The sequence below is a fragment of the Piscinibacter sp. PDB1-1 genome, assembly GCF_056675995.1.
Genome location: NZ_JBWVZJ010000001.1, coordinates 1730497 through 1752704 on the forward strand (window position 1 = coordinate 1730497; position 22208 = coordinate 1752704).

The following is a 22208-nucleotide window of genomic DNA, read 5'->3' on the forward strand; positions in this document are numbered from 1 at the left end:
GGCCTCAACGGTTGATCGCTTGCGTGTAGATGCCAGGCGTGACCGACAGGCCCTGCTTCACGGCGCGTGTGATGTCGTCGGCCAGCACCTCGGCATCACCAGCCTCCAAGCCATCGAGCGCGCGCTGCACCACCAGTTCGGGCGGCGTCTTGGGCACCTCCATGCCACGGGTCAAGTCGGTGTCGACGAAGCCCACGTGCAAGCCGGTCACCTGCGTCTTCTGCGGCGCGAGCTCCAGCCGCAGGCCGTTGGTCAGCGCCCAGGCGGCCGCCTTGGTGGTGCCGTAGGCGCCGAGCAGCGGCGAGTTGATCCAGCTCGCCACCGAGAGCACGTTGAGCAGGGCCCCGCCGCCGTTCGCGGCCAGCACCTGCGCGAAGGCCGCGCTCATGCGCCACACGCCGAAGAAGTTGGTTTCGAACTGACTCCGCGCCGCGTCGAGTGCGCCCTCGGCCAGGTAGCCCCCGGGCGTGGCGATGCCGGCGTTGTTGATGAGCACCGTCACGTCGGCGCATTGGCGTGCAGCGGCGGCTACCTGTTCGGGGTCGGTCACATCGAGCCTGACCGGCACCACGCCGGGCAGGGTGATGCTGGCCGGGTCGCGCGCGGCGGCGTACACCTTGCGCGCGCCCCGGGCCAGTGCCTCCTTGGCAAAGGCCAGGCCCAAGCCGCGGTTGGCGCCGGTGATGAGGACGATGGCGTTGTCGAGCTTCATGTTCATTCCTTCTCTGTAAATATGATGATCGTCATAATCGACGACCAAAGAATGCGCCGGCTGGCGGCGCGTGGGTTCAGGCGTTGGCGGGTCGGTCGTGGCCGGGCGGCGCGGGTGGTCAGTTGCGGGCAGCGGCGACGTCGTAGCGTTCGATCAACCCTTCGCGGATCGACTGCAGCATGGCGCGCGCTTCGGCACCACTGTTTTCGCCGCTGCCGATGGATCGCGCGAGCTGCAGGCCGCCCACCATGGCCGAGGTGATCATCTCGGCGCTGCCGGGCGCGGCGCCAGCCGGCAGGGCGCCGCGCACGCGGCTCACCAGGCCGCGCACGCGCAGCGCCGAGGCGTCGCGCACTTCGTCCGCCTGGCGTGGCATCTCGGACAGCAAGGCCGCGACCACGCAGCCGGAGTCGACGGCTTCGAGGTGCTCGTTCGAGAGGTAGCTTTCGATCAGCACGCGCAGCGGGCTCACGCCCTCGCGGCCCAGGGATTCGATCTTGCGCTCCAGGCGGCTGGCGCTCGCCTGCCCGGCGCACATCACCGCCTCGGCCAAGAGCGCGTCACGCGACTTGAAGTGGGCATAGAAGCCCCCGTGCGTGAGGCCCGCCTCTTTCATGATGTCGGCCACGCCGGTGCCCGCATAGCCACTTCGGCGGATGGCGCGCGCGGCGGCATCGACGATGCGCTGGTGCGAGAGCTCGCGGCGGCTGAGGGGCTTGTCCATGTCGGGTTGATTCGGGCCTTGGCGCTGAAATATGACGATCATCATAATTCAAAGCGATGCCCCTGTATGCACCAGGCCTTAGGCGCACCAGGCCTTCGGCGCCTCAGGCCGGTTCGGGCTCGCGCCGCCCCAGTGGCGCTGTGTGCCCTACACGCCCAGCATCTCTGGCAGCGGAACCAGATGGCAAGGCATCACATCGCGCAGGTAGCGCCGCGCGTGTGCCTTGCCGACGGCGTGCACGATGTAGTGCACCTGCGAGTCGACCCCGCCGGCGTTGATGCGGCAGAGGTCGTCTTCGCAGCAGGTGCCGGCGAGCGACCCGACCACACCGCACAGCACGCGCGGCGCCTCGTCGGCCCCGAGTGAGAGTTCGATCAGGCGGGTGAGGCTTGCGATCACGGCTGCCTCGCCGCACAGCTTGTCGAGCAATTGCGCGGCCAGGATCACCCCGCCGGGATCGACGCCGCGCTCGCGCAGGATGGACAAGGGCAGGTTGATCGCCGCCAGGCCCTGCCCGTCTTCGGCGGCGTGGCGGACCAGTTCGGCCACCACACGCACGAAGCGCGAGCGTTCCTCGGGCGTGCGCTCGCGCGACAGGGCGCGGCACGGCCCGGAGTGGTTGTCCTGCATGTGGCCGTCGGCGTCGAGCAGCAGCAGGTCGCAGTACAGGTGGTCGGGCGCCACGCGGGGCAGGTCATCGAGCCGCACGACCACGTTGCCGGCCCGGTAGCCCGGCAGGTCGGGCGTGCCCAACCAGCCATCCACCGGGGTGCGCAGGGGGCGCGGGACGGGGTGGGTGGCGACGTGGCGCATCGGGGCTGCCTCAGGGGCGCGGCGGCAGTCGGTCGGCAGCGAACGGCAGTCGGTTCTGCATGCGGGGCTCCGGTCGGGCAGCAGGCTGGCAGCGCATTGCTGCGCCGCAACATGGCTTGATATTAGTCACTCGCGGCACGAATGCAAGATTCACTTGCTGCGATGCAGCAAGTTGAGTGCCAGGCGAGCCCCGGGGCGGGGTTCAGCGGTGGTGGTGTCTGCGCCCGCGAGAGACCTTGAGCAGCAGCTCCAGCAGCAGCAGGCGCTCGGCCGGCGAGAGGACCGACAGGGTGTCGTTCTCCATCGTGGCGGCAATCTGCTCGGCCTGTTGCACCAGCTTCTGGCCGGCGGGGGTGAGCACCACGATCTGCGAGCGCCGGTCTTCGGTGCTGCGCACGCGCTCGACCCAGCCGCGCTCGGCCATGCGGTCGAGCGTGACGGCCAGGTTGGGCGGCGAGACATCGAGCGCCTGGCCGAGCTGTTTCTGGTTGACCTGCTCGTTGGACGCCACCAGCACCATGATCGAGAACTCCACCGCCTTGAGCTGCAAGGGGCCGAGGTGCTTGCTGAACGACTTCTTCAACTCCACCGAGGCGCGCGTGGCGGCGTAGCCCACCAGGTGCGTGAGCCGCGACTGGTCGAGCGGGCCGTGGCGCGCCGCCTTGGCTTCGGGCGTGTCGTCGGCAGCGGTGGGTTGGCGGGCGTTCATGCGGCGGTGGGTGCCAGGTGAGGCAAGGGGTGGCGGCCCGCGTGGATGCGTTCCGCGCAGAGTTGCGCCTCGGGCGCGACGTAATCGAAGTAATAGCGCGCAGTCTCGCGCTTGGCCGCATGGAAAGGCGTGTCGCTGCGCGCAGCCACCGCATCGGCGCGCGCCCAGCCTTGCGCCAACAACGCGAAGCCCGCCAGGCGCAGGTAGTCGTCGGCCACGCGGTACGGCATCTCGGCCTCGGTGGCTGCCAGTGGCATGAGCGCTTTCGTGAGCTCGCGCCACTGCACCAGCGCCGCACGCGCGCGGTCGGCATGCGCGCCGCCCAGCGGCAACGCGGCCTCCAGGCGATCGATGAGCACACCGAGGCGCCCGCCGCCATCGGGCATCACCTTGCGCACCAGCAGGTCGATCGCCTGGACCTCGTTGGTGCCTTCGTAGATGCGCGAGATGCGGCTGTCGCGCACGCATTGCTCGATGCCGAAATCGTGGATGTAGCCGTGGCCGCCGAACACCTGCTGAGCCGATTCGGCCGCGGCGAAACCGTTGTCGGTGAGAAAGGCCTTCACGATGGGCGTGAGCAGCGACAGGTCGTCGAGTGCGGTGGCGCGCGTGGCGGCCTGCGGGTGCTGCTCGGCCACGTCGAGCAGGTGCGCCGTCTCGTACGCCAGCACGCGGCCGCCTTCGAGCAACGCGCGTTGGCGCAGCAGCTTGTGGCGCATGGCCGGGTGCAGCGCGATCGGGTCGGCCACTTCGGCGGCTCGCTCCGGCGGGCGCACGGGTGCACGCATCTGCGTGCGCTCCAGCGCGTAGCGCAAGGCGTTCTGGTAGGCACTCTCCGAATGGCTCACGCCCTGCAGGCCGACCAGCAGGCGCGCCGCATTCATCATCACGAACATGCCCGCCAGGCCACGGTGCGGCTCGCCCACCAGCCAGCCCGTGGCGCCGTCGAAGTTCATCACGCAGGTGGCGCTGCCCTTGATGCCCATCTTCTTCTCGATGCCGTCGCACCGCAGGGTGTTGCGTGCACCGCTCGGCAGGATCTTGGGTACGAGAAAGAGCGAGATGCCCTTGGTGCCTGGCGGCGCGCCGGTGATGCGCGCGAGCACCAGGTGGACGATGTTGTCGGTGAGGTCGTGTTCACCGCCCGAGATGAAGATCTTGGTACCGTGCAGCCGGTGGCTGCCATCGACCTGCGGCTCGGCCCGCGTCTTCAAGAGGCCGAGGTCGGTGCCCGCATGCGATTCGGTGAGGCACATGGTCGAGAGCCACTCACCGCTCACGACCTTCGGCAGGTAGCGCCGCTTCAGCTCGGGCGTGGCGTGCGCCTTCAGGCACTCGTACGCGCCATGCAGCAGGCCGGGGTACATGTTCCAGCCGTGGTTGGCGGAGTTGAGCATTTCGTTCAACACCGCATTGAGACTGTGCGGCAGGCCCTGCCCGCCCACCGATGGGTCGCAGGCCAGCGCCGGCCAACCCGCAGCCACGAACGCCTGGTAGGCCGCGCGATACCCACGCGGCGTGGTCACTTCGCCATCGCGCCAGGTGCAGCCTTCGAGATCACCGCTGGCGTTGAGCGGCGCGATCACGCCGGCGGCGAACTTGCCGGCCTCGTCGATCAGCTGCCGGGCGGTCTCGGCATCCAGCTCGGCGTGCGCTGGCAAGGTGGGCCACTGCGCCGGCAAGGCAAGCAGCTCCTCGATGGCGAAGCGCATGTCGCGCAGCGGCGGCTGGTACTGCCACATCTCAAACTTGCGCCGGCTTGCGGGCGGCGCCCAGGTAGGTGTCTATCACGCGCGGGTCCCGGGCGAGCCCGGCCGCCGGGCCGCTGAGCGCGATCTCGCCCATCTCGAGCACGTAGCCGTGGTCGGCCACCTCGAGCGCGGCGCGCGCGTTCTGCTCCACCAACAGGATGGTGACGCCGGTGGCGCGCAGGTCGGCAATGGTCTTGAAGACCTCTTTCACGATCAGCGGCGCGAGACCGAGCGAGGGCTCGTCGAGCATCAGCAACTGCGGCTTGCTCATCAGCGCGCGGCCCACCGCCAGCATCTGCCGCTCGCCACCCGAGAGCGTGCCGGCGAGTTGCTTGCGGCGCTCCTTCAGACGCGGGAAGCGCGCGAAGACTTCTTCCATCGTGTCGCGCGCCGCCTTCGGGCCCTGGCTCACGTGCCGGTAGGCCCCGAGCAGCAGGTTGTCTTCGACCGGCATGGTGGCGAACAAGGCACGCGTCTCGGGCACGAGCGCGATGCCGTGCATCACGCGCTCTTCGAGGCTTTGGCGATTGATCGACTTGCCGTCGTAGTGGATCTCGCCCTTGGACGGCATCACACCCATCAGCGCGTTAAGCAACGTGCTCTTGCCCGCGCCGTTGGGGCCGATGACCGTGACAACGCTGCCTTTGGCTGCTTCGAGGTTCAGGCCGTGCAAGACCTCGGCGCGGCCATAGGACGCATGGAGGTTGGTGACTTGGAGGAGATGGGTCATGGTCGGAATGCCGAGCGGGGCTTCGATACCTCAGCCTGAGCGGGTGGTGGCATGAGGAGAGCAACAAAAGACACGAGGCCAGCACAGCTGGCGAGCGCCTTCGGGGCCCCTGAGAGCCGTCGAGCAGCGCAGGGCTTTGGGGGCGCGTGCGCAGCACGCTTCGTCAAATCTGACTTGGGGCAGATGTTTGAGCGCAGCGCCGAAGGCGCGGAGCGAGTTTCTGCCCCGCCCCCGAAGACCGAGCAGCGCAGAGCAGTCGGCCCTAGGCCGACCGGCGAACGGGGTGCCCTTTCTTTTGGTTCCTTTTCTTTGGGCAAGCAAAGAAAAGGAACTGCCCTGCCGGGGGCATATCCCGGCGCGGCCTCACGCAGTGAACGACCGCCGCATGCGAATGCAGGTACCGGCCTTCGATACCTCAGGCTGAGCGGTTGGGAGCGTGCGAACAGCCGGAACAAGTCAGTGCTCCGTCCCGAGATAAGCCGCACGCACCGCAGCAGACGCCTGAACGTCCGAGGGCGTGCCCTCCATCAGCTTCGTCCCGAACTCCATCACCACGATCCGATCCGTCACCTGCATCACCAGATCCATGTCGTGCTCGACAAGAAGAATCGACAAGCCTTCGGAGCGAAGCTGCCGCAGCACCTCCACCAAGGCCAGCTTCTCCTTGTGCCGCAAGCCCGCCGCCGGCTCGTCGAGCAGCAGCAAGGCCGGGTCGGCGCACAAGGCGCGAGCGATCTCCATCAGGCGCTGCGGCCCCATCGCCAGGTTGCCCGCCTGCTCGTGCAGGTAGGACTCCATGCCGATGCGCTTCAACTGCCGCTCTGCCTCGCGCAGCAAGCCGCGTTCCTCGGCACGATCGAGCCGCAGCATTGCCGCCGCCGCACCCCGCGAGCCGCGAAGGTGCGCGCCGAGCGCCACGTTCTCCAGCACCGTCATGGTCGGGATCATCTTCACATGCTGGAAGGTGCGCGCGAGGCCGCGCCGTGCGATCTCGCGAGACGGCATGCCCTCGGTGCGTTCGCCACGAAAGCTCACCGCCCCGCGCGTGACCGGCAGCACGCCGGTGACGAGGTTGAAGGTGGTCGACTTGCCCGCACCGTTCGGGCCGATCAGGCCGACGATCTCGCCCGCACGCACCTGGAAGCTCACGTCGTTGACGGCCACCAGCCCACCGAACTCCTTGCGCACCGCGTTCACGTCGAGCACCACCTCGCCGTGTGCCGGCTTCGCGCGCTCGGGCAGCGCCGGTGCGTCGCCCCAATCGACCTTGCGCCGCTTGGCCGGCAGGCGCGCATCCACGAACGCCCACACGCCATCGCGCGCGTAGTGCAGCACCAGCACCAGCACGATGCCGAACACGATCACCTCGTAGTTGCCGCTGCTGCCCATCAGGCGCGGCAGCCAGTCCTGCAACTGTTCTTCGAGCACCTTGACGATGCCCGCGCCGACGATCGCGCCCCACACGTGGCCTACGCCACCGAGCACCGCCATGAAGAGGTACTCGATGCCCTTGTTCAAACCGAAGGGCGACGGGTTCACCGTGCGCTGGAAGTGCGCGAACAGCCAGCCCGACACGCTGGCCATGAGCGCCGCCAGCACGAAGGCCATCACCTTCACGCGGAAGGTGTTCACGCCCATCGCCTCGGCCATGGTGGTGCCACCCTTCACGGCACGGAGCGCGCGGCCCACGCGCGAGTCGAGCAGGTTGATCGCCGCGAACGCCGCCAACATCACGATCACCCACAGCAGCACGTAGAAGTAGCGGCCCGAACGCAGTTCGAGCCCGAAGAAGTTGAGCGCCGGGATGCCGAGCAGGCCGTCGTACTTGCCGAGTGCGTCGATGTTGCTGAGCGTGTAGTACAGGCTCAGGCCCCAGGCGATGGTGGCCAGCGGCAGGTAGTGGCCCGACATGCGCAGCGTGACCCAGGCCAGCACCAGCGCGAACACGCCGGTGATGGCCAGCCCCACCCACACGGTGAGCCAAGGGGACACGCCGTGCACCGTGGTCAGGTAGGCCGTGGCATACGCTCCCAGCCCGACAAAGGCCGCCTGGCCGAACGAAGTGAGCCCCGCCACGCCGGTGAGCAGCACAAGGCCGATGGCCACCAGCGAATACAGGCCGATGTAGTTGGCCTGGGTGATCCAGTAGTCGGGCACCGGCAGGGCAGGAAAGGCCGCCAGCAAGACGATGAAAGCAATGAGAAAGCCGCGACGCATGGGAGTCAGTCTTCTTCGTCGTGGTGGCCGTGCTTGAACGAGCGCCACAACAGCACGGGGAGGATGAGGGTGAACACGATCACTTCCTTGAAGGCGCTGGCCCAGAAGGAGCCGAAGCTCTCGAGCAGGCCCACAAAGAGCGCGCCGAGCGCCGCCGCGGGGTAGCTCGCCAGCCCGCCGAAGATCGCGCCGACGAAGCCCTTCAGGCCGATCAGGAAGCCGGAGTCATAGAACACCGTGGTGCTCGGGCCGATGAGCAGGCCCGACAGCGCGCCCATGAAGGCGGCGAGGCCGAAACTCAGCTTGCCCGCACCCGAGGTCGAGATGCCCATCAGCCGCGCACCCAGGCGGTTGACGGCCGTGGCGCGCAACGCCTTGCCGCGCAACGTGCGCTCGAAGAAGAGGAACAGCGAGCCGATCAATGCGAGGGTGGCCGCGAAGATGATGATCGCCTGCCCGCTGAGCGAGACGGCGCCGATCTGGAAGCGCGCATCCCAGAAGCTCGGGTTGCGAAAGCCCTCGGCACCGAAGAACACCAGGCCGAGCCCGGTGAGCGCGAAGTGCACGCCGACCGACACGATCAGCAGCACCAACACGCTCGCATCGGCCACCGGCTCGTAGGCGAGGCGGTACACGAGCGGACCGAGCGGCGTGACCACCGCCAGCGTGAAGAGGCTTTGCGCCCACAGCGGCCATTCGCGCGGCCCTGCGAACCAGGCCAGCGCGAACACCAGCACCGGCACGGCCAGGGTGCGCAGCGCCTGCGGCCAGATCGCCGAGTGCGCCTGCCCGCGCCGCAGGCCGCGCACCAGGTCGAGCACGGCCACGATCAGGGCGGTGGCCAGCAGCAGCCACACCGTGCCGGGCAGGTCACCGTGGCGCTGCCAGAAGGTGCCCACCGGGTTGCCCTGCTGCAGCATCGCCAGCGTGATCGCGCCATAGGCTACGAACTCGCCCTGCGGAATGAAGATGACGCGCGTGATGGCGAACACCAGCACGGTGGCCAGGGCCAGGAGCGCGTAGATGGCGCCATTCGTCACGCCGTCGAGCGTGAGGATGCTGGCGATGGAGAGGTCCATGACGGGGTCTCAGATGACCGAGAGGAAACTCCGCTCACCCTGATGTATAGAAGGGTGAGCGGCGAAGGGCGCAGCGGGGCTTCGATACCTCAGCCTGAGCGGGCTGAGGCACGCGAAGAGCTTCTTACTGCTCTACTTTCCAATCACCATTGACGACCTTGAGCATCACGCCCGTCTCCGAGGTGAAGCCCCAGTGGTTGTCCTTGCCATAGGTGATCACGCCATGCGAGAGCACGGTGCGGCCCATGTTCTCGGTGGCGTCGCGCAGCGCGCTGCGGAAGGCTTGCGTGCCCGGCTTGCCGGCCTTCAGTGCCACCGGAACCACCTTCTCGAGCACGACCCAGGCGTCGTAGCCGTGGCCACCAAACTGGTTGCGGTTGCCGGCGCCGTAGGCCTTCTCGTACTTCTGCACGAAGTCGATCGCGAGCTTCTTCGAGGGGTGGTCGTCGGGCAACTGCTCGGCGATCACGGCCGGGCCCGAGACCACATAGGTGCCCTCGACCGCCTTGCCGCCGATGCGCATCAGGTCGCGCGTGGCGGCCGCATGGGTCTGGTAGATCTTGCCCTTGTAGCCGCGCTCCAGAATGCCCAGCTCGGGCATGGCCGCGCCGCTGCCCGAGGCCACGATCAGCATCGCCTGCGGGTTGGCCGCCACGAGCTTGAGGGCCTGCGCGGTCACGCTGGTGTCGGGGCGTGCGAAGCGCTCCACCGCCACGATCTGCGGGCCACCGAGCGCGGCCGACTGGGCCTTGAAGTCATTCAGCCAGCCTTCGCCGTAGGCATCGGTGTAGCCGAGGAAGCCGACCGTCTTGATGCCCTGCTTCTTCATGTGCTCGATCATGGCGTAGGCCATGACCGCATTGCTCTGCGGCAGACGGAAGGACCAGTGGTCCTTGCCGGCCGGCAGGTTGGCGGGCGACATCATGTACTGCGGCGTCTGCGCGTCGGCGGCGACACCGGCCATGGCGATCGCCACCGGCGTGGCGGCCGAACCCATCACGATGTCGGCCTTGTCTTCGGTGATGAACTTCTTGGTGTTGCTCACGCCCTTGGTCGGGTCGCCCGCGTCGTCGAGCACGATCACGTTGACCTTCTCGCCGGCCAGCGTGCTCGGCCACAGCTTGATGTAGTTGGCCACCGGGATGCCCAGGCCCGAGGCCGGGCCGGTGAGCGGCAGGCTCACGCCGATGGTGATGTCGGCCTGGGCGGCGCCTGCAAAGAACAAGGTGGCCAATGCCAGGGCCAGCGGCTTGAATGCGTTCTTCATTTGCTTGTGTCTCCTGCTGATGAAAAGGTCGATCGGTGGGTCAAGAACAAAGGGCCTTGATGTCTTCGGGCACGGGCATGGCGCGCATGCGGTCGGGATCTTGCGGGTCGCGCGACACGAAGGCACGCACCTCGCGGCCTTCGCACACCAGCTCGTCGCCGCGCGTCACGCGGTGGATCTGGATGAACACCGCGCGGCGCCACTCCTCCACATGCGTGGTGATGGTGATGGTTTCGCCATAGGTCACGGTCTTCAGGAACTTGGTGTTGATCTCCAGCAGCGGCGTGCCCACGATGCCGCGCTCGCGCTCCAGCACGCGCCAGGGCGGCACGCCGCACTGGGTGAAGAACATCAGCGAGGCCGCATCCATCCAGCGCGAGAAGTTCGGGAAGAACACGATGCCACCCGGGTCGCAATCGCCGAACTGCACGTTCACGCCGTAGGTGGTGGTGCGTGTCATCGGGGCTGTCTCGCCTTCAGCGCGCCGCCATGCGCAAGGCGCCGTCGAGGCGGATCACCTCGCCGTTGAGCGACAGGTTCTCGACGATGCTGGCCGCCAGGTGGCCGAACTCTTCGGGCTTGCCCAGGCGCTTGGGGAAGGGGATGCTCGCGGCCAGCGACTCCTGCACCTGTTGTGGCAACTCGGCCAGCAAGGGCGTGAGGAACAGCCCCGGCGCGATGGTGCAGGCGCGCACGCCGTACTGCGCGAGGTCGCGCGCCAGCGGCAGCGTCATCGCGGCCAGGCCGCCCTTCGAGGCCGAGTACGCCTCCTGCCCCACCTGGCCGTCGAAGGCCGCGGCCGAGGCGGTGTTGACGAACACGCCGCGCTCGCCGTCTTCGAGCGGGGGCAGCGCCACGATGCGCGCCGCCGCGAGGCGGATCACGTTGTAGGTGCCGATCAGGTTGACGCGGATCACGCGCTCGAAGTCTTCAAGCGGCGCGGGCGAGCCGTCCTTCTGCACCACGCGCTTGGCGGTGCCGATGCCGGCGATGTTCATCACGATGCGCGCCGGGCCGTGGGCCTTCTCGGCGGCGTCGAGCGCAGCGGTGACGGAGTAGGTGTCGGTGATGTCGCACTTGAGCGCGATGCCACCGATCTCGGCCGCCACCTTCTGCGCGAGCTCGAGGTTCACGTCGAGCACGGCCACCTTGGCGCCGCGGCGCGCGAGTTCACGTGCCGTGGCTGCGCCCAGGCCCGAGGCGCCGCCGGTGACGAGTGCTGCTTGGTCTTGGATCTTCATGATGGGAAGTCAGAGTTGAACGTATTCACCGCTCAGGCGGCGTCAGGGTTTTCAATCAGCAGCGCAATGCCCTGCCCGCCGCCCACGCAGGCCGAGGCGATGCCGTAGCGCAGGCCACTCTCGCGCAACTGGCGCGCAACGGTCACGGTGAGGCGCACGCCGGTGGCGGCCAGCGGGTGGCCGAGCGCGATGGCGCCGCCGTGCACGTTGAGCTTGCCCTGATCGAGGCCCAGTTCCTTGGCCACCGCGAGGGTCTGCGCGCCTTGTGCCTCGTTGATCTCGAATCGGCCGATGTCGTCGAGCTTCAAGCCGGTGCGCTCGAGCAGCAGGCGGATGGCCGGCGCCGGGCCGATGCCCATGATCTCGGGCGGCACGCCCACGGCGGCCGCGGCGAGCACGCGCGCGAGCGGCTTCTTCTTGTTGGCCTTCACGTAGGCGCCGCTGGCGACCACCGCCGCCGCGCCGGCATCGACCAGCGCCGAGCTGTTGCCGCCGGTCTGCACGCCGCCGGGGTAGACGGTGCGCAGCTTGGCGAGTACTTCGATCGGCGACGGCCGCACATGGGTGTCGCGCGTGAGCTTCTCGACCTTGCGCGGCAGTTCGAGGTGGCGATCGGCATAACCGTCGAGCTTGAATGTCTCGGCCGTCACCGGCGTGATCTCTCCGTCGAAATAGCCCGCGGCCTGTGCGGCCACCGCGCGCTCGAAGGAGCGGCTGGCGTAGGCGTCGACTTCGGCACGCGTGATGCCGTACTTCTTGGCCAGGTTCTCGGCGGTCTGGATCATGGTGATGTTCGGCGCCGGGTCGATCAGCGCCTCCCACATGAAATCCTTGAACTCGACCGGCGCGCCGAGCTTGAAGCCGGTGCGGTGGGTGAAGGCGGCGATGGGGTTGCGCGTCATCGACTCGGCACCCACTACCAGCGCCGCATCGCAGTAGCCGCGCTCGATCTGCTCGCCGGCCTGGCGGAAGAGTTCGAACCCGGTGCCGCAGATGCGTTGCACCATGATCGCCGGCACCTCGGTGGGCACGCCGGCGTAGAGGCCCACCAGGCGCGGGAACATGAACTGGAAGAAATCGCTCGGCGCCATGTTGCCGGCGACCACCGAGCCGATGTCGCTGCCGGGCACGCCGCTGCGCGCGAGCACATCACGGGCGACCTTGATGCCGAGGTCGGTGGCGCTCACCGCGCCGAGCTCGCCGCAGTAGTCGACCATCGGGGTGCGCAGGCCGTCGACGATCCAGATGTCGTCGAAGCCGCCGAAGAATCCTTTGTTTGTCATCTCTCTTACTCCTGTTCTCTCCCGCCCATCACCGACCGCTCAGCCTGAGGTATCGAAGGCCTGCTCAGGTCGTGCCGGGCTTCGATACCTCAGCCTGGGCGGGTGGTGGTGTGCGTGTGTTCTGACCGATTCATGTTCCCGTGCGCGGCAGCACCAAGCCCTCCACATTGCCGTCGTACAACGCATCCACCAGCGCCGCCCGGTGCGTCAGCACCGCGCGCTGGTTGATCGAGCCCTTGTCGGTGATCTCGCCCTTGTCGATGGACGGCGGCACACGCATCACATGCAGCCGCGCCACGCGGTTGGCGCTGCCACTGCCGGCCAGCCACAACTGATCGGCCAGCGACTGGAAGAAGGCCACCACCTTCGGCTCGCGCAGCACCTCGTCAATCGCTGCCGCGTCGCCCAGGCCTGCCAGACGCCGGCACTCTTCGACGCGCGGGAATACCAGCGCGCCCACCTCGTCGCGGTTGAGGCCGGTGATCACCACGTCCTGCACCAGCGGTGCGCCGAGCGCCGCGATGCGCGCCTTCAGCGGCCCCACGCTCACGAAGGTGGCGGTCGAGAGCTTGAAGTCCTCGGCGATGCGGCCGTCGAACATCAGGCCCTTGGTGGGCTCGGCCGGGTCGACGAAGGTGACGGCGTCGCCGGTGCGGTAGAAGCCTTCTTCGTCGAAGGCTTGTGCGGTGTTCTGGGCATCGCGCCAGTAGCCGGGCATCACGTTGGGGCCGCGGAAGCGCACCTCGGTCTTGTCGCCAGGCTGCGCGCCTTGCGGCACGAGCTTCACCTCCACGCCCGGGCAGGGCAGGCCGATGAAACCGGCGCGCGCGTCGGTGCCGAGCACGAAGGTGCAGGAGGGCGAGGTCTCGGTCATGCCCAGGCCGCCGATGACGCGGATGCGCTCGCCCACCGTGGCCTCGGCGTGCGCGTCGAGCAGGTTCCAGGTGGCCTGCGAGATGCCGGCGCCGCCGCACATGAAGGCCTGCACGCGGCTGAAGACCGACTCGCGCAGCGCGGCGTCGGTGTTCATGGCGGTGGCTATTTCGTCGAAGCCCTTGGGCACGTTGAAGTAGACGGTGGGCTGGATCTCGCGCAGGTTGCGCAGCGTCTCGGCGATGCCTTTGGGCGTGGGCTTGCCGTCGTCGATGTAGAGCGTGCCGCCGTTGTAGAGCGCGATGCCGATGTTGTGGTTGCCGCCGAAGGTGTGGTTCCAGGGCAGCCAGTCGATCAGCACCGGCGGCTGCTCGGCCAGGAAGGCCATGCACTGTCGGATCATCTGCAGGTTGCTGCACCACATGCGCTGCGTGACCACCACGCCCTTGGGCGCCTTGGTCGAGCCCGAGGTGAACATGAACTTGGCGATGCTGTCGCCGGTGACCCGCGCGTGCGCCGCGGCGCCGCTCTCGGCCGGCGTCGTGTCGAGCAGCGCGGCGAAGCGGGTCGATGCGCGGCCTTCGATCTCGCCTTCGGTGAGCACCAGTTCCACATCGGTGCCCACGCAGGCGCCGATGGCACGTGCATACGGTGCGGCGTGGCTTGCGAACACCAGGCCAGGCTGCAGGGTGTCGATGATGTGGTGCAGCTTGGCGTAGTCCTGCGCCACCAGCGAGTAGGCCGACGAGATCGTGGCGTAGGGCACGCCGGCCCACAGCGCGCCGAGGGCCAACGTGAGGTGCTCGATGTCGTTGTCGGAGAGGATCACCACCGGCCGGTCGGCCGAGAGGCCCCGATTCACCAGCGCCTGCCCCACCACCTGCGCGCGGATCAGCATCTCGGCGTAGCTGATGCGGCACCAGTCGCCACCGTGGATTCGTTTGGCGACGAAGGTGCGATCAGGCGCCTCGCGCGCCCACTGCTCAAGGCGGTCGGTGATGCGCTCGGGGTACGCGCCCAGCGGCTCGGTGGAGCGCAGCACCCGGATGCCATCGGCGCGCGTCTCCAGCGTCGCGCCGATGGCGCCGCCGATCGACGCCGCACGGTACGTCGCTGTCACGACTTCACCACCTTGCCCGCGCGCTTTTCCAGGAACGCACGCAGCCGCTCCTTCGCATCGGGCGTGCTCTCGGCCACCGCCGCCATCAGCGACTCGGTGAACAGGCCTTCGGACTGCGACTGGTCGGCGATGCGCGGCAGCGCGTGCGTGACGGCGTAGTTCGAGAGCGGCGCGTTCTGCGCGATGCGCTGAGCGAGCTCGTGCGCCTTGGCAAAGCCCTCGCCTTGCGGCACCACGTACTGCACCAGGCCGGCGGCCAGGCCTTCCTGCGCGTCGTACACACGGCCGGTGAGCATCATGTCGGCCATGCGGGCCACGCCCATCAGGCGCGGGATGCGCGCCGAACCCCCGCCGCCCACGAAGAGGCCGCGCTGGCCTTCGGGCAGGCCGAAGTAGGCCGAAGCCTCGGCCACGCGGATGTGCGTGCTCGACGCCAGCTCCAACCCACCACCGACCACTGCGCCGTGCAGCACGCAGACCACCGGCACGCGGCCGAACTGCACCTGGTCGAAGGCGGCATGCCACATGCGCGAGTGCAGCACGCCCTCGCCCACGTCGCGTTCCACGAGTTCGGACAGGTCGAGGCCCGCGCAGAAGTGGTCGCCCTCGCCGCTGACGATGGCGGCGCGCACGTCGGACGGCAGGTTGACGAAGGCGGTGTGCAGTTGCTGGATCAGCGTGTCGGAGATCGCGTTGCGCTTGGCAGGGCGATTCAACCGGATGTGCAGCACCGCACCGGCCTGGCTGACCTGCAGCAGATCGAGCGTGGCCAGCAGGCCGTCGGCGGGGCGGAAGTCAGCGCTCATGGGTGGGGCGATCTATTTAGTTAAAAGACGAAACTACTTTTCTCGCCGAGATGATAGGAGCCGGCCTCCTGGATCGCAACCATCGCACTCCGCAGATGGCTAGGTATTTACCCTCAATGGGCGAACGCTTGTTAGTTCAATAACATAATCAATTGACGAACCCACCCTTGCAGAGAAGAGAGCCCCCATGAGCAGCAAACTGATCGATCCCCAGACCGCCGCCGGGCTGGTCCGTGATGGCGCCACCGTGTGGCTGGGCGGGCTGGCGATGATGGGTTTCGCCGAAGAGCTGGCGAAGGCCATCGAGGCGCGCTTTCTGGAAACCGGCCACCCGAAGGACCTCACCACCTGGGCCTCGGGCGCGATCGGCAACGCCGGCAATGGCGGCATGGTTCACTTCGCGCACCCGGGCATGCTCAAGCGCATGATCGCGGGCCACTACGGCCAGACCGGTGCGGCCATGATGAAACGCGTGATGGCCGGCGAGGTCGAGGCCTACAACTTCCCGCAGGGCTCGCTCGCCAATCTGCCCAAACACATCGCGGCGCGCGCGCCCGGCCTGCTGACCAAGGTGGGCCTGGGCACCTTCGTCGACCCCCGCCTCGAAGGCGGCCGCATGAACAGCGCCACCACCGAGAGCCTGAACCAGGTGGTGCAACTCGCTGGCGAGGAGTGGCTCTTCTACCCCGCGCCCAAGATCGATGTGGCACTGATCCGCGCGACGCTCGCCGACGAGAAGGGCAACCTCTCGATGGACAAGGAAGGCGTGCTGCTGGAGACGCTCTCGATCGCGCAGGCCACCAAGGCCAGCGGCGGCATCGTGATCGCACAAGTCGAGCGCGTCGTGAAGGCGGGCTCGCTGCACCCCAAGAGCGTGAAGGTGCCGGGGCTGGTGGTCGACCACATCGTGATCGGCCAGCCCGAGAACCACATGCAGACCATCACCACGCAGTACAACCCCGCGCTGGCGGGCGATATCCGCGTGCCGGTGAGTGCATTCAAGCCCATGCCCCTCGACGCGCGCAAGGTGATCGCGCGCCGCGCCGCGGCCGAGCTGATCGAAGGCGCGGTGGTCAACCTCGGCATCGGCGTGCCGGCCGGCGTGCCAGCGGTGGCGCACGAAGAAGGGCTCGGCGATGCCTTCGAGCTGAGCGTGGAGAGCGGCGTGAACGGCGGCGTGCCGCAGATGGGCGGCGACTTCGCGCTCTCGCTGAACGCCGAATCCATCATCGAGCAGCCGCTGCAGTTCAACTTCTACGACGGCGGCGGCATCGACGTGAGCTGCCTGGGCCTGGCGCAGGCCGATGTCAGCGGCAACGTCAACGTCAGCAAGTTCAGCGGCCGGCCGGTCGGCTGCGGCGGCTTCATCAACATCACGCAGAGCGCGAAGAAGCTGGTGTTCTGCGGCACCTTCACGGCTGACGGGCTGGAACTGGAGATCGGCGGCGGCCAGTTGAAGATCGTGAAGGAAGGCGCGGTGAAGAAGTTCGTTCAGCAGGTCGAGCAGATCACCTTCAGCGGCCGCGGCTCGGTCGAGCGCGCGCAGCAGGTGCTGTTCGTCACCGAGCGCGCGGTGTTCCACCTGGGCGCCGACGGCCTGGAGCTGATCGAGATCGCCCCGGGCATCGACCTCAAGCGCGACGTGCTCGCGCAGATGGACTTCAAGCCGGTGGTGAAGAACGTTCGCACCATGGATGCCGGCTTGTTCCAGGCGACATGGGGCGGCTTGGCCGAAGCGATGCGGCACGCGAAGCCCTGGAAATGACTCGGCGACGCCAACGGCACGACTGAAGCTGCGGCGCTCAGCGTGCTGTGCACAAGGCGAGCGACGAATTTCCATTAAGTGGTAACATTCTTCCTTTTATGTGCCATTAAGATGATAAGAGGCGTATTTGTGCCCATTACTGGCAGGAAATACACAATTTCTATAACAGGTAACTTCATGCCGATTATTGAGTACTATTGCGTTGATGGGCGTAAAGATGCCCATTACGGCGTAGTACACGATGGACACTAACGATCCGACTTCCGAACTTGAGGCCGCTCTGGGAGAGCGCCTGAAACAGCTGCGGCTCCACAAAGGCCTGGACCAGCAAACACTGGCCTCCCGGGCAGGCGTGAACCTGCGGACGCTGCGCAATCTTGAGGGCGGCGACGGCTCCAGCCTGAAAACGCTCGTTCGGGTCTTGCGCGCACTGGGCCGAGAAGAGTGGCTTTCCACCGTCGCGCCCATCCCCACCATCAATCCGCTTCAGCTCACCCGGCAAGCCGCGCCCCGCCAGCGTGCACCTCGCAGGTCGACGAAAACCGCCACCTAAGGAGCTCTCTTGGCCACCAGGAAGCGGACCGGCAGATACGTCCACGTCAACCAGATCGACGTGCACCTGTGGGGCACCCACGTGGGCGCTGTCGCGCTGGACCCCACCTACGGCTACTACGTGTTCGCGTACACCGAGGAGTTCAAGGCGAAGGGCATCCAACCCTCGCCGCTGCGAATGAAGACCGGCGAGGGCCCTACGTTCATCTTCACCGACCTGCCGCTTGAAACGTACAGGCGTTTGCCGGCCATGCTGAGTGACGCCCTGCCCGATGACTTCGGCAATGCGCTCATCAACAGCTGGATGGCCGACAGAGGCATCGCACCGAGCGAAGTGACCGCGCTCGACCGCCTCGCCTACATGGGGACGCGCGCCATGGGCGCCCTGACCTTCCGCCCCACGCGCGGCCACACCGCGCAGAAGGCCACGGCCATTCAACTGAGCAGCCTCGTCGAAGAGGCCCGCAAAGCGGTCCGCGGCGACCTGGACGGCGATGCGCACACCAATGCGGCCTTGCGCAGCATCATCGAAGTCGGCACGTCGGCAGGCGGTGCCCGAGCAAAGGCGGTGGTCGCGCTCGATCCCAAGACCAGGGAGCTTCGCTCCGGCCAGGTCGATGCGCCACCCGGGTTCGAGCATTGGCTGCTGAAGTTCGACGGCATGGGTGCGGACCACGAACTCGGGGCCTCTCAAGACTACGGGCGGATCGAGTACGCGTACCACCTCATGGCGAGGGCCGCCCGCATCGACATGTCGGATTGCGAGCTGCTGCTCGAGAACGGCCGCGCGCACTTCATGACGAAGCGATTCGACCGGGGCCCCGACGCTGCGCGGCATCACATGCAGACCTTGTGCGCCATGGACCATGTCGACTTCAAGAAGAGGGGAACGAACGCCTACTCGCAGCTGTTCCTCGCCCTGCAGCAGTTGGGCCTCCCCTACGAAGACAAAGAGGAGGCGTTCCGGCGCATGGTGTTCAACGTCATGGGCCGCAACTGCGACGACCACTCCAAGAACTTCTCGTTCCTGCTGCGCCAAGGCCAGGCGTGGCGGTTGGCCCCGGCCTACGACGTGACCTTTGCGCACAACCCGAAAGGCGAGTGGACGCACCAGCACCTCATGTCCGTCAACGGCAAGTTCAAGGGTTTCGAGCTGCAAGACCTTCTGACGGAAGCCGATCGGTTCGGCATCGGGACGGCCAAGCAGGTTGTCGAAGAAGTTCGCGCGGCTGTCGGCGACTGGCGCAGGTTCGCCGAGGCCGCAGGTGTCCCGCCCCAGACCGCCGAGGACATCGGCGCGCAGCATCTGTTGCTTCGTCAGTGACAGCTCAATGGTGGTGATGCCGCGGCGGCAGCGTGTCGAGGATGCCGCTCCACGCGTCGTCACCGGCGTAGATCAGCTGGCCGTTCACATCGAAGCAGCTGTCGACCGCGCGCCGGCCGATGCGGCGGGAACGTGAACGTCAGCAAGTTCGGCGGTCGGCCGGTCGGCTGCGGCGGCTTCATCAACATCACGCAGAACGCCGAGAAGCTGGTCATCTGCGGCAACTTCACGGCTGATGGGCTGGAGCTGACCATCGGCGACGGTCAGCTCAAGATCACCAAGGAAGGCACGGTGAAGAAGTTCGTCAAGCAGGTCGAGCAGATCACCTTCAGCGGCACGGGCGCCGCGCAGCGCCAGCAGACGGTGCTCTTCGTCACCGAGCGCGCGGTCTTCCAGCTCACGCCCGAAGGCCTGGAGCTGACCGAAATCGCGCCCGGCATCGACCTCGAGCGCGACGTGCTCGCGCAGATGGCGTTCAGGCCGGTGGTGAAGAACGTGCGGACGATGGATGCGGGCATCTTCCGTGCGCAATGGGGTGGTCTGGCAGAGGCGGTGCGGCGGGCCAGGCCAATGAGGTGAGTTGAGCGCCGGCTTGCTCGACGCCTCTAGCACCCCCGCAATGCCGATCGTCGTGTGCCACGCCCCGACTCGCGTCACTCAATGAGCTTGCTCGCAAATAGAGCAAGACGCTCGCAGCGAGCTTTGAGGAATGGGAAGTAGTCGTCATTGAACTCGGCAGGATGGCAAAAGGCCGTTGCCAACGTTGCCGCGCGCGTTGCGGGCAAGCCAACATCATTCACGTACACCGAAGGTCGCTTCTTGCCGATGTTCTTGTTCTCCGCGGCGCTGAGGAAGCAAAAGTTCCCAAGAACGTTGATCTGCGTGTCGGGGACACCAATGTCGCGGAGGAAGGCTCGCGGATAAATGTGGTGAAACTCAGAACGGTTGTAGCGCTGCAGTACTTTGTCGAGGTCGATACTCTTGCCGGAGAGAAGGCTTTGCGGGTCGTTGTTCGCCAAGAGCAAAACGAATGTCTTAGTCGCAGCCGCGCCAACGCGAAAGGAACTCGCGTAGAAGAAATCAGGCTTGACCTCCACGTCCATGACGTCAAGTGTGTTGGCCTTGCCTTGTTTGAGCAACGCCATCTGCTCAATGTCGCCGATTGTGGTCTTCCGCGTTTGGCTGGTGTATCTGCCTGAAAAGCAGGTGCGCCAGAACCATCGCTTCATTGCATGCAGAGCAGCGCCGTCGTAGACGATCTCTTTCCCATCGGGTGCCGCAAAAAACACCGCCAATGGCACAAGCATTGACGGATAGGGCAGCAACTTCAGATGAACAACCTTGAGCTCTGTCCGCAGGAAATCGATCGCCCCGCGAATGCCGTTCTCTACGGTCGAGAACTGCGCTCGAACGTCCGCACCATTCAACCCGAGAAGCTTCTCGGCCCCGGGTTCTCCAGTCAGAATCCCAGCTACACAACTGAGCACGAGATCCGCATCGTCGCCAACACCCTCGAATCCGAAGTCGGAGAGCTCTTCGCGCAGCTCCTTGAACTTCTCCAGCAGATCGAATTCGTCACTCCACGTCCACGCGGACAGAAGCTGCAACGTGTCAAGCGCAACGCCGAGGTGGTTGATTCGCTCGAAGACGATCGCGACGATTGAGCGATCTTCGCTCTTCAGGAGCTGAACCGGAATCTGCACTTCCTTGAACTTCTCCTGAAGCTTGTCCACGATGGCGATCTTTTCGGGGCTCAGGTGCTCAGTCGTCGCGCGATAACGCACGGAGTCGAACAGCACGTTCATCGGAAAGTAGCGGTTCTTGTCGAGCACCTCGCCATCTGGAATCGCAATGAAGACGCTGTCTTGGGGATTGCCTGTCGCTTCTAGGTCGAAATAGAGGTCCGCCCAATCAGGGTTCACTTCTGGCTTCAAATCGGTCTGAAAGACCGTGAACACAGAGGTCAAACGCTGCTGTCCGTCGAGCACATAGTCGATCGGATAGTCGGCTTGCGGATCGGGCAACGTAAAAGTGCCCAGCTTTCGTTCAGTCAGAAGCTGTTGCTTCGTGCGCCAAAAGAGTAGCGAGCCGAAAGGGTAGCCCTTGTAGATGCTGTCGAGCAGGTAGGCAACGCGATCCATCTCCCACACGAAGCCGCGTTGGAACGCAGGGATCCGAATCTCGCCGCTGACCACGGAATCAAGGATCTTTCGAATTGAGTAGTGCTGATATTCCATGATGGCCTCCGTCATGCGATCGGTGGAATTTACTCGGTCGTGGTCGCGGATCGGCAGTACTAACGAGCGTCGTTCTCGCCCGGGAGTGATTGACCGGGGGAGAAGTCGATGAACGTCTCCTGCGGAGAATCCCAAAAGTGGAGGAAGGCGTTCGGCCGGCGAATTCGCCGGCTTTGTCGGCAAGGTTCGACCCAAGGCGGGAGGTCATTCGTCGAGGCTTACCGCTCCAAACCTGACGCTCCCCACACGCTAGCCAACGGCGTCAACCAGAATCTCATACTCGGTCGAACTGACCGATGCGCGGTATAGGGTCAACGGCTCGGCGCGTTCGCCGATCCATGCTTTAAGCAAATTGATTGTTATCTCATCCGCATTGGCGCCTGCAATGATGCCGGTGAGGTTTTGTGGTCGAAACTCCACAAGGCCAGGTCCTTCTTTGTAGCGGAGCAAGCGGTATTCAGCTTCATACTCCCAGCGATCCGACTTGGTGAGCAAGCCCTTTTCCATCATCTGCTGCTGAGTCTCGTGGTACGCGCTAATGGGCTCACGAGTTTTGCTGTACTTGACCTCCTGCGCGTGAGCCATGAACTTGGACAGGCCATCGAACTCGAGGCACACACCTTTGTGACTGTCTGCGTAGTGGGACCACATGAGAATGTCGTCGCGCTTCTTGCATACGCACAGGACTCCGACCCCTTCCGTGATAGCCCGTGCATGTGCGTCTTGGATTGAGCGGGTCGTTGATCCAACATTCTTTGGACTCATTGATGTCTTCATGACCCGACGAGCTTCCTTTCGCCGCTCGGATCGTCCTAGCCCGCCGTACTTCTTCGCCAGTCGCTCGTAGTCCCTGCGCTGGACGTCCCGAGGGGCGCTGAGATCGAACACCGGATGTAGGTCGAAAGGATCATTGAAGAATTTGGCCGGCGGGAAGTAAATCTTGCTGTCCACGACGATCTGTCGGACTCGTTGCCGATCTTGTTCAGTCGCAAGCGGACGGTACTT

General features: G+C 66.1%; 20 protein-coding genes. 4 read left to right on the forward strand and 16 right to left on the reverse strand.

All coding sequences use genetic code 11. From position 1 onward, the window contains the following. Nucleotides 1–4: 4 nt before the first annotated feature. The 14 genes from AC1KAR_RS08015 to AC1KAR_RS08080 all read right to left on the reverse strand — a co-directional run bounded on the left by AC1KAR_RS08015 (nucleotide 5) and on the right by AC1KAR_RS08080 (nucleotide 15325). A complete protein-coding gene (locus tag AC1KAR_RS08015; protein WP_480317797.1) occupies nucleotides 5–712 on the reverse strand; it encodes an SDR family oxidoreductase in 708 nt (235 codons plus the stop codon). 118 nt (nucleotides 713–830) lie between these two features. After that, a complete protein-coding gene (locus tag AC1KAR_RS08020; RefSeq protein WP_480316266.1) occupies nucleotides 831–1436 on the reverse strand; it encodes a TetR/AcrR family transcriptional regulator in 606 nt (201 codons plus the stop codon). A gap of 147 nt (nucleotides 1437–1583) precedes the next feature. Beyond that, on the reverse strand, nucleotides 1584–2249 hold the full coding sequence (locus AC1KAR_RS08025; RefSeq protein ID WP_480316268.1) for a hypothetical protein: 666 nt from the start codon (nucleotides 2247–2249) through the stop codon (nucleotides 1584–1586). Between the two features lie 202 nt (nucleotides 2250–2451). Then, on the reverse strand, nucleotides 2452–2958 hold the full coding sequence (locus tag AC1KAR_RS08030; RefSeq protein ID WP_480316270.1) for a MarR family winged helix-turn-helix transcriptional regulator: 507 nt from the start codon (nucleotides 2956–2958) through the stop codon (nucleotides 2452–2454). Then, nucleotides 2955–4700, reverse strand: coding sequence for an acyl-CoA dehydrogenase family protein (locus tag AC1KAR_RS08035; protein ID WP_480316272.1), 1746 nt, complete (start codon nucleotides 4698–4700; stop codon nucleotides 2955–2957). Before AC1KAR_RS08035 ends, AC1KAR_RS08030 begins: the two co-directional genes overlap by 4 nt. Before the next feature lies 1 nt (nucleotide 4701). Next, nucleotides 4702–5439, reverse strand: a complete 738-nt coding sequence (locus AC1KAR_RS08040) for an ABC transporter ATP-binding protein (protein WP_480316274.1) — start codon at nucleotides 5437–5439, stop codon at nucleotides 4702–4704. Between the two features lie 456 nt (nucleotides 5440–5895). Then, the gene (locus AC1KAR_RS08045; RefSeq protein WP_480316276.1) at nucleotides 5896–7656 is read right to left on the reverse strand and encodes a branched-chain amino acid ABC transporter ATP-binding protein/permease; all 1761 of its coding nucleotides are present in this window, start codon (nucleotides 7654–7656) and stop codon (nucleotides 5896–5898) included. Nucleotides 7657–7661: 5 nt separating this feature from the next. Then, the gene (locus AC1KAR_RS08050) at nucleotides 7662–8735 is read right to left on the reverse strand and encodes a branched-chain amino acid ABC transporter permease (RefSeq protein ID WP_480316278.1); all 1074 of its coding nucleotides are present in this window, start codon (nucleotides 8733–8735) and stop codon (nucleotides 7662–7664) included. A gap of 124 nt (nucleotides 8736–8859) precedes the next feature. Next, entirely contained in the window at nucleotides 8860–10002 is a 1143-nt protein-coding gene (locus AC1KAR_RS08055) for an ABC transporter substrate-binding protein (RefSeq protein WP_480316280.1), read from the reverse strand. 40 nt (nucleotides 10003–10042) lie between these two features. Next, nucleotides 10043–10462, reverse strand: a complete 420-nt coding sequence (locus AC1KAR_RS08060) for an acyl-CoA thioesterase (RefSeq protein WP_480316282.1) — start codon at nucleotides 10460–10462, stop codon at nucleotides 10043–10045. 16 nt (nucleotides 10463–10478) lie between these two features. Beyond that, nucleotides 10479–11243 (reverse strand): SDR family NAD(P)-dependent oxidoreductase, encoded by a 765-nt coding sequence (locus AC1KAR_RS08065; RefSeq protein WP_480316284.1) that lies wholly within the window; start codon nucleotides 11241–11243, stop codon nucleotides 10479–10481. Nucleotides 11244–11275: 32 nt separating this feature from the next. After that, a complete protein-coding gene (locus AC1KAR_RS08070; RefSeq protein WP_480316286.1) occupies nucleotides 11276–12526 on the reverse strand; it encodes a thiolase family protein in 1251 nt (416 codons plus the stop codon). 130 nt (nucleotides 12527–12656) lie between these two features. After that, nucleotides 12657–14519, reverse strand: coding sequence for a feruloyl-CoA synthase (locus tag AC1KAR_RS08075; protein WP_480316288.1), 1863 nt, complete (start codon nucleotides 14517–14519; stop codon nucleotides 12657–12659). Next, the gene (locus tag AC1KAR_RS08080) at nucleotides 14516–15325 is read right to left on the reverse strand and encodes a crotonase/enoyl-CoA hydratase family protein (RefSeq protein ID WP_480316290.1); all 810 of its coding nucleotides are present in this window, start codon (nucleotides 15323–15325) and stop codon (nucleotides 14516–14518) included. Before AC1KAR_RS08080 ends, AC1KAR_RS08075 begins: the two co-directional genes overlap by 4 nt. A gap of 187 nt (nucleotides 15326–15512) precedes the next feature. Between AC1KAR_RS08080 and AC1KAR_RS08085 the strand changes: the two genes are divergently transcribed. From AC1KAR_RS08085 to AC1KAR_RS08100, 4 genes are all read left to right on the forward strand, one after another. Further along, nucleotides 15513–17090: an acyl CoA:acetate/3-ketoacid CoA transferase gene (locus tag AC1KAR_RS08085; RefSeq protein ID WP_480316292.1), complete on the forward strand. Its 1578-nt coding sequence runs from the start codon at nucleotides 15513–15515 to the stop codon at nucleotides 17088–17090. 241 nt (nucleotides 17091–17331) lie between these two features. Next, nucleotides 17332–17643: a helix-turn-helix domain-containing protein gene (locus AC1KAR_RS08090; RefSeq protein ID WP_480316294.1), complete on the forward strand. Its 312-nt coding sequence runs from the start codon at nucleotides 17332–17334 to the stop codon at nucleotides 17641–17643. A 9-nt stretch (nucleotides 17644–17652) separates the two neighbouring features. Further along, nucleotides 17653–18966 (forward strand): type II toxin-antitoxin system HipA family toxin, encoded by a 1314-nt coding sequence (locus AC1KAR_RS08095; RefSeq protein ID WP_480316296.1) that lies wholly within the window; start codon nucleotides 17653–17655, stop codon nucleotides 18964–18966. 132 nt (nucleotides 18967–19098) lie between these two features. Continuing rightward, a complete protein-coding gene (locus tag AC1KAR_RS08100) occupies nucleotides 19099–19545 on the forward strand; it encodes a hypothetical protein (protein WP_480316298.1) in 447 nt (148 codons plus the stop codon). Between the two features lie 74 nt (nucleotides 19546–19619). Here the strand turns inward: AC1KAR_RS08100 and AC1KAR_RS08105 are convergent, their stop codons facing one another. Together AC1KAR_RS08105 and AC1KAR_RS08110 are read right to left on the reverse strand one after the other, a co-directional pair. Beyond that, nucleotides 19620–21203: a GmrSD restriction endonuclease domain-containing protein gene (locus AC1KAR_RS08105; RefSeq protein ID WP_480316300.1), complete on the reverse strand. Its 1584-nt coding sequence runs from the start codon at nucleotides 21201–21203 to the stop codon at nucleotides 19620–19622. Between the two features lie 249 nt (nucleotides 21204–21452). Beyond that, nucleotides 21453–22154, reverse strand: coding sequence for a DUF2971 domain-containing protein (locus AC1KAR_RS08110; RefSeq protein WP_480316302.1), 702 nt, complete (start codon nucleotides 22152–22154; stop codon nucleotides 21453–21455). Nucleotides 22155–22208: the final 54 nt, after the last annotated feature.

What these genes read in the sequence shown, in the direction of transcription:
- AC1KAR_RS08080 (WP_480316290.1), bottom strand. Translation starts at nt 15,325, where the DNA reads ATGAGCGCTGACTTCCGCCCCGCCGACGGCCTGCTGGCCACGCTCGAT.
- AC1KAR_RS08055 (WP_480316280.1), bottom strand. Translation starts at nt 10,002, where the DNA reads ATGAAGAACGCATTCAAGCCGCTGGCCCTGGCATTGGCCACCTTGTTC.
- AC1KAR_RS08085 (WP_480316292.1), top strand. Translation starts at nt 15,513, where the DNA reads ATGAGCAGCAAACTGATCGATCCCCAGACCGCCGCCGGGCTGGTCCGT.
- AC1KAR_RS08015 (WP_480317797.1), bottom strand. Translation starts at nt 712, where the DNA reads ATGAAGCTCGACAACGCCATCGTCCTCATCACCGGCGCCAACCGCGGC.
- AC1KAR_RS08045 (WP_480316276.1), bottom strand. Translation starts at nt 7,656, where the DNA reads ATGCGTCGCGGCTTTCTCATTGCTTTCATCGTCTTGCTGGCGGCCTTT.
- AC1KAR_RS08060 (WP_480316282.1), bottom strand. Translation starts at nt 10,462, where the DNA reads ATGACACGCACCACCACCTACGGCGTGAACGTGCAGTTCGGCGATTGC.
- AC1KAR_RS08040 (WP_480316274.1), bottom strand. Translation starts at nt 5,439, where the DNA reads ATGACCCATCTCCTCCAAGTCACCAACCTCCATGCGTCCTATGGCCGC.
- AC1KAR_RS08030 (WP_480316270.1), bottom strand. Translation starts at nt 2,958, where the DNA reads ATGAACGCCCGCCAACCCACCGCTGCCGACGACACGCCCGAAGCCAAG.
- AC1KAR_RS08035 (WP_480316272.1), bottom strand. Translation starts at nt 4,700, where the DNA reads ATGTGGCAGTACCAGCCGCCGCTGCGCGACATGCGCTTCGCCATCGAG.
- AC1KAR_RS08025 (WP_480316268.1), bottom strand. Translation starts at nt 2,249, where the DNA reads ATGCGCCACGTCGCCACCCACCCCGTCCCGCGCCCCCTGCGCACCCCG.
- AC1KAR_RS08070 (WP_480316286.1), bottom strand. Translation starts at nt 12,526, where the DNA reads ATGACAAACAAAGGATTCTTCGGCGGCTTCGACGACATCTGGATCGTC.
- AC1KAR_RS08065 (WP_480316284.1), bottom strand. Translation starts at nt 11,243, where the DNA reads ATGAAGATCCAAGACCAAGCAGCACTCGTCACCGGCGGCGCCTCGGGC.
- AC1KAR_RS08105 (WP_480316300.1), bottom strand. Translation starts at nt 21,203, where the DNA reads ATGGAATATCAGCACTACTCAATTCGAAAGATCCTTGATTCCGTGGTC.
- AC1KAR_RS08020 (WP_480316266.1), bottom strand. Translation starts at nt 1,436, where the DNA reads ATGGACAAGCCCCTCAGCCGCCGCGAGCTCTCGCACCAGCGCATCGTC.
- AC1KAR_RS08090 (WP_480316294.1), top strand. Translation starts at nt 17,332, where the DNA reads ATGGACACTAACGATCCGACTTCCGAACTTGAGGCCGCTCTGGGAGAG.
- AC1KAR_RS08050 (WP_480316278.1), bottom strand. Translation starts at nt 8,735, where the DNA reads ATGGACCTCTCCATCGCCAGCATCCTCACGCTCGACGGCGTGACGAAT.